Origin of the sequence: Calothrix sp. NIES-3974 (assembly GCF_002368395.1) — a bacterium.
Classification (GTDB): domain Bacteria; phylum Cyanobacteriota; class Cyanobacteriia; order Cyanobacteriales; family Nostocaceae; genus NIES-3974.
In genome coordinates, this window is the sequence record NZ_AP018254.1 from 28,051 (window position 1) to 38,233 (window position 10,183).

The 10,183-nt window shown below is 44.0% G+C and carries 6 protein-coding genes; all 6 read right to left on the reverse strand.

Going from position 1 to position 10,183, the window contains the following annotated elements; translation table 11 throughout:
• Nucleotides 1-8: 8 nt before the first annotated feature.
• A complete protein-coding gene (locus CDC37_RS00110; RefSeq protein WP_231943165.1) occupies nt 9-3,959 on the reverse strand; it encodes a hypothetical protein in 3,951 nt (1,316 codons plus the stop codon).
• Nucleotides 3,956-4,894 (reverse strand): DUF7507 domain-containing protein, encoded by a 939-nt coding sequence (locus CDC37_RS00115; protein ID WP_096625749.1) that lies wholly within the window; start codon nt 4,892-4,894, stop codon nt 3,956-3,958. Before CDC37_RS00115 ends, CDC37_RS00110 begins: the two co-directional genes overlap by 4 nt.
• A gap of 1,918 nt (nt 4,895-6,812) precedes the next feature.
• On the reverse strand, nt 6,813-7,457 hold the full coding sequence (locus tag CDC37_RS00120; protein WP_096619835.1) for a heterocyst differentiation related protein: 645 nt from the start codon (nt 7,455-7,457) through the stop codon (nt 6,813-6,815).
• 319 nt (nt 7,458-7,776) lie between these two features.
• On the reverse strand, nt 7,777-8,580 hold the full coding sequence (gene trpA / locus CDC37_RS00125) for a tryptophan synthase subunit alpha (protein WP_096619837.1): 804 nt from the start codon (nt 8,578-8,580) through the stop codon (nt 7,777-7,779).
• Nucleotides 8,581-8,683: 103 nt separating this feature from the next.
• Nucleotides 8,684-8,986 carry a DUF3007 family protein gene (locus CDC37_RS00130; protein ID WP_096619839.1) on the reverse strand — a complete coding sequence of 101 codons (303 nt, stop codon included), beginning with the start codon at nt 8,984-8,986 and terminating at the stop codon, nt 8,684-8,686.
• Nucleotides 8,987-9,026: 40 nt separating this feature from the next.
• Nucleotides 9,027-9,239, reverse strand: coding sequence for an NAD(P)H-quinone oxidoreductase subunit L (ndhL, locus tag CDC37_RS00135; protein ID WP_096625751.1), 213 nt, complete (start codon nt 9,237-9,239; stop codon nt 9,027-9,029).
• Between the last annotated feature and the right edge of the window lie 944 nt (nt 9,240-10,183).

Genomic DNA, 10,183 nt, shown 5'->3' on the forward strand with positions numbered 1-10,183 from the left:
TCGACTCCTCACTCCTCTTTAGCGGTGGTTTTTGCCTCAACTTGCTGTTGACGCAACCGTTTAATTAATTCCTGTTGGGAATTTATTTGGCTCTTTTCTGGCAATGTTTGTAAATTATCTGCCAAATTATCTCCTGGGGGACTTGACAATTTTTCTGTTGTTACTTCACCACCGGGAACAGCCTGGAAATTATCTCCCCGCAAACGGTTGATTAATTCACGTTGCGATTCTGGAGCGGATGGGGATATGTCTTGATTAACCACTGGAGCAGGACGATGGGATTCCGGTTGTAATCCGGTTGATGTATTCTCTGTTTGGGGGGGATTTTGCTTCGGTAAATTCATCAATGAATGGTTTTCATTATTACTCGCTTCACTACCGAGATTCCCCTGAATTGCTCCATCCTTAAATGACTCTGAAGTGTTGGATTCAACTTGACTCACGGGTTGAACTACCGACTCTTGTTGTTGCCTGGGTACGGGTCTTTGTAAGCCGAATCCACCCAGCAATTCGTTCAACTTCAAGCTGATATTCATATACAGGCCACCCTGGGAGCGAAAGCCATTGAAATCCCGGTCATCCACACTACCAAAGGCGTACCCCACTCCTACCCGTAAGTCAGGAGTCAAATAATACCCGGTTTCCACTGCAATCCCATATTCATCATAATTGCCACTGTTGTTAGAAGTTTGACCAATCCAGCGACCTTCCACCGCCAAATCGTTGCGGTATCCCAACTTGTAACTGGCCCGCAATTGGGCTAAATTCACAGTACCATCAAAGCGATCGCCACCGAAGAAAGTCACCCCGTTACGCAGTGCATACTTACCGTAAAATTCCCAGCGCCAATTCGGAGCATAAATCCCTTCTAGGGAGAAGACATTACCCGTGGAGGTGCTACCTGTAAACTGACTTTCGGGGGTCAAATCAAAGTTTTGTCGATATTCGTATTTCAACAGGGCATTAAATTTATCGTTGGTCGGGTCTCGATAGGCTAATCCCACCTTCAAGTTAGTGGTGTCACCCAATTCCTGGAACCGCACTCCTGCCACATCAATCCCTGCATTCGTCGGTAAAAACACATTCGCTCCACCTGCTTGTTGATAGCGCACCAAAGCTGTTAAAGCAGGCGATAGTTTCCCCGCAGCAGCTGCACTCACCACCAGATTATCCCCTTCGTCTCCATCCCGGTATTCAAATCTGGCACTGGCTTGGAAGTTAGGATTATCGGTATACTCCAACCCCAGACTGTACACAGAGCCAGAAAATAGTCCCAGAGAGGATGCGGTTTGACCGACGGCATAGTATTGTTCAAATCGAGGACCTGCCGCAGTGGCATTGAACAGGTTGCGGAATACATATTCATAACCCACATTCACCCGCAAACCGGGAGCGATCGCCCATTTATGATTCAGTCCGACTGCTCCCTGTCCTTGCAGTCCGTTGTATGCCGACAGAACGGAATAACGTCCGGTTAAAGCTGTATTTTCACTGAAACGATGGTCAATCAGAGTATCCAAAGTTGTAATTGAATTACCGCGAATCAGTTCACTGTCATCGAAGAATTGGTGTGCCAATCGAAACGTCACCCCAGGATAGGCTCGCCAATCTAAGCCGAAGGTGGTGCGGTTGGGATACAGGGGGTCTCGACCTCCCAGGTTTAATTCATTTTGGGCTTGAAACAATAGGGATTCTGTCACTGGTACCCGTAACCGTGACACCAATTGACTCGCATCACCACTGAAAGTATCGTTAACCCTGTCTTCCCGACTGCGGTTGACGTACTCTAAACCGACTTCCGGTGACCTGTCTCCTGGGCCTAATTTTTGCAATACCCCCACCCGAAATGTTCGCAACCTGTTGTTCACTGCTTCCCCAGGACGAGCTTGGGGACGGGGGTCAAACAGGTCAACGAAGTCCACTACCCTGCTGGGGGCTGTACCGTAGTTTTCTTCCTGGTCGTAGCCAAGATTAAATGTGGTAGTCTGGGTGAGACGGGCTGCTAAGGATGCACCATACCGGGTTTGTCCGGGGGCAAAACTATAGGTGGCATTGTTGGCGAAATTTGGCTCTACGGCGCGATAGTAGCCTTCGGCAAATAAATTATCGTTAAATCGAGCGATCGCTTCTAAACGGTAGGCATTTCCATCTACCGTTTGTCCCGTTTCTAATTCGTTGCGGGAACGGGCAAATTCTCCGGTAATTTTGGCGTTGTTGCCTAGTGAAAGCAAAAAGTCTGCACCATACAACTGGAATTCCCGATCACCTCGATTTTCCTGCAAATAACTACCCGCAACAAACGATTGGGCATCTATCCTAGGAGAGATATTATATTGCAATCTCCCGGCATACAACTGTCCATCTCCCCCCCCTTCATTTTGGTAAGTCACCACAATCCGTCGCACCAAGGTTTTACCAAAGGGATTTAGTTCAGTGGCTTGAGTCGGACGGCGAAAGAGCAGCGTCCCCCGGTCATAATCAATTTCGTAATCGCGATCGCGGTACAGTGGTATCCGTTCAATTACTGTACCCGGTCGGTTAATTTCTTCAGTTTCCAAATATACAGTTTCGCTACCAGGTACTAACAACCGTTTGGAAAGGAAATAATTACCGCTTGTACCATTGGGCACAAAGGTATCCCTTTCAAACCCTTCAATGTTGTTGGCATACATCCCGGTAAATTGCAATGCTCCTAGGTTGTAATTCAACTTCAGTCCATGCAATTGCCGTGATGTCCCGGAAAATAACTGGGATGGTCGGGAAAATTCCTGGGTATTAAAATCCCCCCACATAATATAATCCGGGTCCGCTCCGGGAATTTTCGGTGTCCGCTCCAATCTGGCATAGAAACTATCAATGGAGGGTGTTGTCTGGGTAAAGGTAGAACTATCCCCATACACCGGGTACTGTTGTTCACAAAACTGTAGTGTGCCAAACAGACGATTTCGCCCTTCACAATCCTGATTCAAGGGTCGATAGCTGTTGAATGCACCGGTGAATAACCATTCACCCACCGTCCCCGTGGCAAAAACGGATGCTTTCAAATCCACCGTTGTCCCATCGTTGATTTTGTCTGGATTGAGGAAATCCCGGAAACTGCCGTAATAATCTGTCCCCCCCGCACCAATTCGCAAATTGATTATCCCCGTGGCTAGGGAAGGACGCAAATTGGTGACAAATTCCACCTGGGTATAGGCTTCAATCGGATTGTCACCAGTGAGTTTTTCCATCAGGGATGTGTCCGTTTGTTGGGGGAAGGGTTCATTAGTACCGATACCCGGACGCAGGGGGGATGTGGCCTGATTGCGAACTCGATCTACCGCCGCTCGGATACGCACCTGTTGGGGTTGGGTATCTGCTTGCAGAGTCACCAAAAATTCCCCATCACGGGCAATCACTTGAAATCCCGGTTGATCCCGGTTCTGGTCTGCACCGATGAATTTTCCCGCACTGGTTGTCAGTGTCACCACCACATCTTTGTTAATTGGGTTTCCCTGTTGGTCAGTGATTTCCCCCCGCAGTTGAATTCGCGACCGACCATCGGCTTGAACGCGGGGGTCTCCCACTGGAGCAATATCTAACTTCAGGGTTTTCTCCCCAAGGGAATTGCTGGGATTTTCCGGATTGTCCCTATTTTCCCTAGAAGAAGGAATTACTGGCGTAGGAGAAGTTTCCCCTGGTAATCCATCGCCAATTTGGGCTAATAATTGGGAATCATCCCTTCCCGGTGTCACCAAGGAAAAAGTAGCAGCAATGGCTTTATCAGCTGATAACAACCTCAACCCAATCATCGATGGCAACGCGATCGCCATCACGGTTGACAATAATCCCCCAGAATGACAGCAACTAATTAGCAACTTGACCATAGCTGGGGAAATATCTTTTTTTGTAAAGCCTTGATTTAACAAGCTGATACTTAACTTTTTCAATAATCTCGTTCTTAATTGTGTTGTTTTCATCGCTTATCCTCTGAAAACGCTGGCGTAACCGCAAAATTTACCCTGACCATACTTCCTGGTGCAATTCGCACCATTCTTGACTGGCTATTTCTTTCAATAAAATATTTATTCGGTGCTAACCCATAACCAGGTAGACTGCTCAAGTCCAAGGTGGCTGAACGATACCCAGATACCACATTTGCCAAGGAGAACATCCCATTGGCATCGGTGACAATCCGATTGCCATCATCCATATAGATGACTGCATTGGGAACACCTGGTTCATTCCGTTGCTGTTCACCGTCAAAATTTTTATCTACAAATACCCGTCCAATCAATGTGCCGCAATCGGAGACAATTCCCCTGCGAATCCGTACTAAATGGCTTGCTTGATTACTAGTCAAATCCCCCGCTCGCGCTTGGGCTAGATTTCTTCCTGTTCCTCGAATCGCATCCGGTGTCACCTCTACCCCGTAATTAATCACCAAGGTCTGATTAGCTGGCAATTCCTCTGGTGTCGTAATTGTCACCAATCGCCCATCCCCCGAGCGATTCAAACTCACCGCCACACTGCGATCACCAATCCTTCCCCGCAGCGATCGCTCAATCAAGTTCAATCCCCTTGGCAAACGGTCTGTAACTTGAACATTCCTTGCTGTCACCTGACCCGTATTACGGACAGATATCTGATAAATAACCGTATCCCCCGGTTCAGCTGCTGCCCGATCCCCTGTTTTAATTACCTGTAGTTCTGCCTGTCCAGCACTGACGCTGGTGGGGTTTGAATCCACAACTCTTCCTTGGGGACCCGGTGGTAAGTTATCTGCGCCGATTCTACCTATATTACGAATATCCGTCTGGGCACTACTAGGTAAAATTATGGACGTTAAAACAGTTAAAAAAGAAAATGGATACAAGAGGTTTTTAGACCTCAATCGTAACAAAATAGATGTCATATCCCTGGCATCAATAAATAACAGAGTTTTAAAATCATTTTCAATCACGCCTAACGAGGCGAAAATGTTCCCGTTAAGGAAAAATCTATTCACTGATGTAATCAAAGTATTTAAAGTTGAATAATTTGCATATTTCCTGGTTATTCATCTTATTTTCTCTGGTTAGAGCATATTATCAAACTAATTAACTATTTGCACACCTACAAATTCAAATATTTAGTTAAATAAACTTTTTTGTCTATGATTCAAATCACTATCACCCAGATAGGTCGATCAGTACTGAATATTTTGATTTTGAATCAGATTACTTTGAGTTGAAAATACCTAATAAGCCCACCCCTACTAGATAGTAGGAGTCAGCATGTCCAGCTAATTTACCCAAGCTTTTTAGATAATTAGGTTGATTTCCGCCAACTTACATCAAAATTGCGTTAATTCATTAAACTGAGTAGTTTTATGATAAAAATTGCCGACGACAACCCATTGACAGCCCGATTTTGACTTCTGTATTTCTCAACAAAAATCAACAACAAAGCTCTCAACAAAGACCTCTGCCTTATCTACATTTTTATTAAATGTCTGATACCAAACAAGTCAAAAAACACCTATGGAAAGTTTATTTTTCCTGGTTTCATATCCATCTGAAAACACTAGCGAACCACACAAATCTAAATTTACGAAGTTAATTCATAAACCACTGAACTCTATTGTGCTCCGAGTGCATCTTTATTAGGAATTACCTAACCGACATATCAACTTGTTGACGGCTGTACCTTTAGTCCTAGTTCGGAATCTGATTTTAATTCTAGGTCACTTAATCTTACGCTTGATTAATTCCTAAACAGACTATCATCGCCATATAGTTATCCGATGATAATCTACTTAGCTTGGCGCTTCTATTCAAGTGGGCAACACTTAAGTAATATTACCCAGATTTGCTAGAAATGCAAACAGGAGAGTATTCATGTCTTTTTATACTCAACAAGTTCGTGTTTTCTACATGATAACTTGAGAAAAATTTCATTTAGAGCTTGTAAAAAAAATACTATTTTTTCATCAAAATTTATATAATTTACTGAAAAATAAACCTAATTGCAAAGATATTGACTAGGGTAAAAGTATAAAAAAGCATTATACATAGCCAAGTATTATCAGTAGCTAATTACCCTACACATGACAAACAGTTATTTTTAACACATTTTTCTTTCGTGAGAGATATTGTGGACAATTTAGAAACTGTACGTAAACATAAATTCTCGGTTACTACAAAACAGACAAAATTCGCTCTCTGAGACTGAAAACTAGTATTCTTAACAAAATCTGAAGAAATTTTTTATACGTAGGATGTAACGCAAAAGCATCCCAGAAATAGATAGGAACAAGCGCTCCTAATATTAGGTAATATTTTGGAGCAATAAGTAACCCTAAAAACAAAGAAATACTCTGTTTCTAGGGCAATACAGTTCAGTTAGACTTCAAAGCCTGATTATTGGGTAGGTTAGGTTGAAGAATGTAGAGGCAGAGCCGAGGCTGTGTACCTTGTGCCTTTTTTGGGGTGGCAAATTCATGCACAAACCGTGACCACAAACTTGTTCCAATACTGCGGCTGTTGATACATATAGGGAAACTCTGCTTCCTGATTTGAGGCAGTAGCCCTCGTGGAATACGTCCCCATGCGGAGCATCGGGACGAGATCATCACAAAAACTGTGTGAACTTATGGGTAAATTTCCACAAAATCAACAGTCTATGCAAAACCTCAACCCAACCTACGGTTATCTTTAATACCAAGCGTATTGGTTTCTAGGGTCTTTATCAACTTCACGGTTGATTTTAGTCAGGTATGCAATCGTCGCAACCCGCGATTCATCCCTACCTTGCTTCGCGTTTATGCATGGACTTTCGCGTTCTGTTAACCCTTAATAGGTATCATCATACTCAGGAGTTTCAATCCGTCGAGCCTCATTGCGGGGAGGGAGAAATTCCGAACGTCGAGTTGTTGGCACTAGGGGTGAACTGGGACCATTGTATGGATGGATTACCTGGACTGTACGTACTGGACGGGATGACTTCTGGGAAAACAACGCAGAAACACCAGCAGCCACGATTCCACCACTGACCGTTAAAGCAATTCCACCGACACCCCAAACAATTCCCGAAGACCACCAAGGTTGGTTCTGTTGCAACTGAGCTGCTTGCTGCTGATTCTGATTTTGAATTGCGCTCAGTTGTTGCTGATTGTTGAAAGCCTGTAACTGAAATTGCAATTGTTGATTTTCTGTCTTGAGACGTTCGTTTTCTCTTTGGAATGTCTCAAGTTGCATTTTCATCCGTTCGTTATCAACTCGCAATTGGTCACTACCTGGAGGGAGTACACCCGGATTTGGTACCGGTTGTCCCATTCCATAGGGTGCAGGTTGATTCAAATAGGGTTGGGTGACTACGGGTGTCTGGATTTGTGGCATAAAACCCGTTGGAACCGGATTATTCGTACCCTTTAGCAGCAGTAATGCAGCCAATCCAGCCACTGCAACTCCACCGATAAACGCCATGCTCTCACTCATCGCCCTTACCTCCAACTAGGATTTGCGCTCCATACTCCAATAATATTTGCCACACTCTCACACTCATAATTAATATCGCCTTAGAGTTATTTAGTTATATTACTTTACATAGATAATTTGCCATTCGAGCGAAATGGATTTGCGCTTTATATATTCAAGACGATATCTGTGAAAATGTCTACCTAGAAAGGTGAGAAATATTGCAGTATTTATACTTTTTTTTATCTTTCTTCCGAGGATTTGCGGGTAAAACTAAGCATTATCACCCGGATACGAGGCTGGAGTCCAATTGCAATATTTTGTAACTGGAAATCGGGAGTTAGTTAACGTTGGCAATCGCGTATTTGAGGGAGCGGCAGAACTCGCCAATGGCAGCTAATCCGGCGCTAGGTTCGGTGGTTGCTAATCGATTGACAATGGCACTACCGACGATTACCCCATCCGCCCCCCAATCACGTAATTGTCGGGCTTGTTCTGGGTTGGAAACACCGAAACCCACACCGATGGGCTTATCAGTATGATTACGAATTTGTTTAATTAAATCAGATACTCGTGTTTCCGTTTGCGATCGCATTCCCGTTACACCTGTAACGCTGACAAGATAAATAAAGCCGGAGGATGCTTGGGCAATGGCGGCAATTCGTTCCGGGGAGCTAGTGGGAGCGACAAGAAGAGTGAGATCGATACCACATGCGATCGCGGGCTCTAGGACGCTATGGGCTTCTTCCAGGGGTAGATCAGGGACAATTAAACCGGACACCCCAGATTGAGCTAGTTGGGATAAAAACTTTTCAATTCCGCGATTGAGAATTGGGTTGTAATAGGAAAAGGCAATTATCGGAGCATTCAGGGAAGGAATTGTTGCTGCGAGCATTTCCAAAACCCGATCAAGGGTGACACCCCGTTGTAAAGCACGAGTGGCCGCAGCTTGAATCACGGGGCCATCCGCAAGCGGGTCAGAATAGGGAATTCCCAATTCAATTAGATCGGCCCCATTTTGATCAAGTACCTTTAGAGCAGTAGCGGTGGTTTCCAAATCTGGATCACCTGCTGTAATAAAGGGAATTAGGGCACATTCTTGCTTTTGTGCTAAGGATTGAAAACATTTAGAAATCGCACTCATGCGGGTTTTGAATCTCAGATTTTAGATTTTGCGGCAATAGTAATACATCATCATCTCACAATTAATGCCTTCCTTTGTCCTCCGATTCCCAATTCCTATCGCCTTAATTATTTTCTGCTTCAATCTCCGCTTGCAGTCGTGCAATTTCCTCCGGAGACATTTGCTCCAGCTGCTTAGTTAAAAATTCCTCTTCATAGCGTTGACGTTGTTCATGGTAGGTCATTTTATTCCCCACTGCTCGCAAAACGTAGGTCAACAACCAACCAATTAAACCGAGAACCAGCAAAAACTGACTCCAAATACCAGCTTGCTGGCTATCAAAACCAACTCCTTGGAAGATAATATATATTAGCCCTCCGGCGGCAAAAACGCCAAAGACAATCAGGAGTGCGTCGATGCGTCGCATGGAAGTGATAAATAACTGTGTAATGTGAACTTAGACTAGTTTAAGCTTCAATGCGTCTTCTGCGGGGGCGAAAATTGATGATTGGCGATAAAACCAATAAACCAGGGAAAAAGAAAAAGACTAAAAAGTACATAAATAACCGCTCTACCGAACTTGCTGAGTACCAGCGAAGATTCAAGTAGTTAATTACCAAAATTGGCATCACTAGTAAATATGCTCCCGCTAACCCCAAGTACAACAAGGGAACAATCATCGTCGCATCCAGCTTTGTGAGGTCAAGCTTTGTCATGTCAGGCATTGTTTCTTCTCTCAACAAAACAACAAAATGTATTGGCTCAATTCCCATCATAGGCTGAACACCGTATTCAGGGAAGTAGTACCGATTGCATATCATCGTAGCTGTAGATAGAGGGATTAGGGAACAGAGAACAGGGAATAGGCTACGTATTACATGCACCAGAACTTCTGAAAGTAAATTTTCCTACTACCGACTCACCACTCCCTACTCCCAATTTTCCCAGGGAGAGAGCGCGAAAATTGGGGAAAAAAAAATTTTTGAAAAAATGTTGGACAAAATACGTAATTGATGCTCAAATAGATAGGGGGTAATTTTCACCCCAAATTAGAAAACAGTAAAATCCCAACTTAGTTTGGGGGTGTGGCGGAATGGTAGACGCTACGGACTTAAGTAAATTGAGCCTTGTTAGAGAAATTTGACAAGTGAATGCTCTCAAACTCAGGGAAACCTAAGTTTTTAAACGTCAGTAAGTTTAGAAATATGGCAATCCTGAGCCAAGTCCCAGAAACTGTAAATAAACTAGAAAGTAAACTATTTCAATAAAAATTCTTGAGATATGTACTTTCGGGTTATTGCCTGACTGGGAAAGGTGCAGAGACTCGACGGGAGCTACCCTAACGTCAAGACGAGGGTAAAGAGAGAGTCCAATTCTCAAAACCCAGTTAATTTTCAGTAATTAACTGTACGGTAGTAGTGAAAGCTACAGGAGAATGAAAATCCGTTGACCTTAAACGGTCGTAAGGGTTCAAGTCCCTTCACCCCCATCTGTATCTCTGTATTAATGTTTTAGGGCTGACGCAAAAGAAACGCCACTGCCTTATTACGTAGTTTGTTTCCCACAGGATGCGATCGCGAAGTAACTTTTCACGTAGCAAGCTTGTTGCTCTCGCAGTGTACAC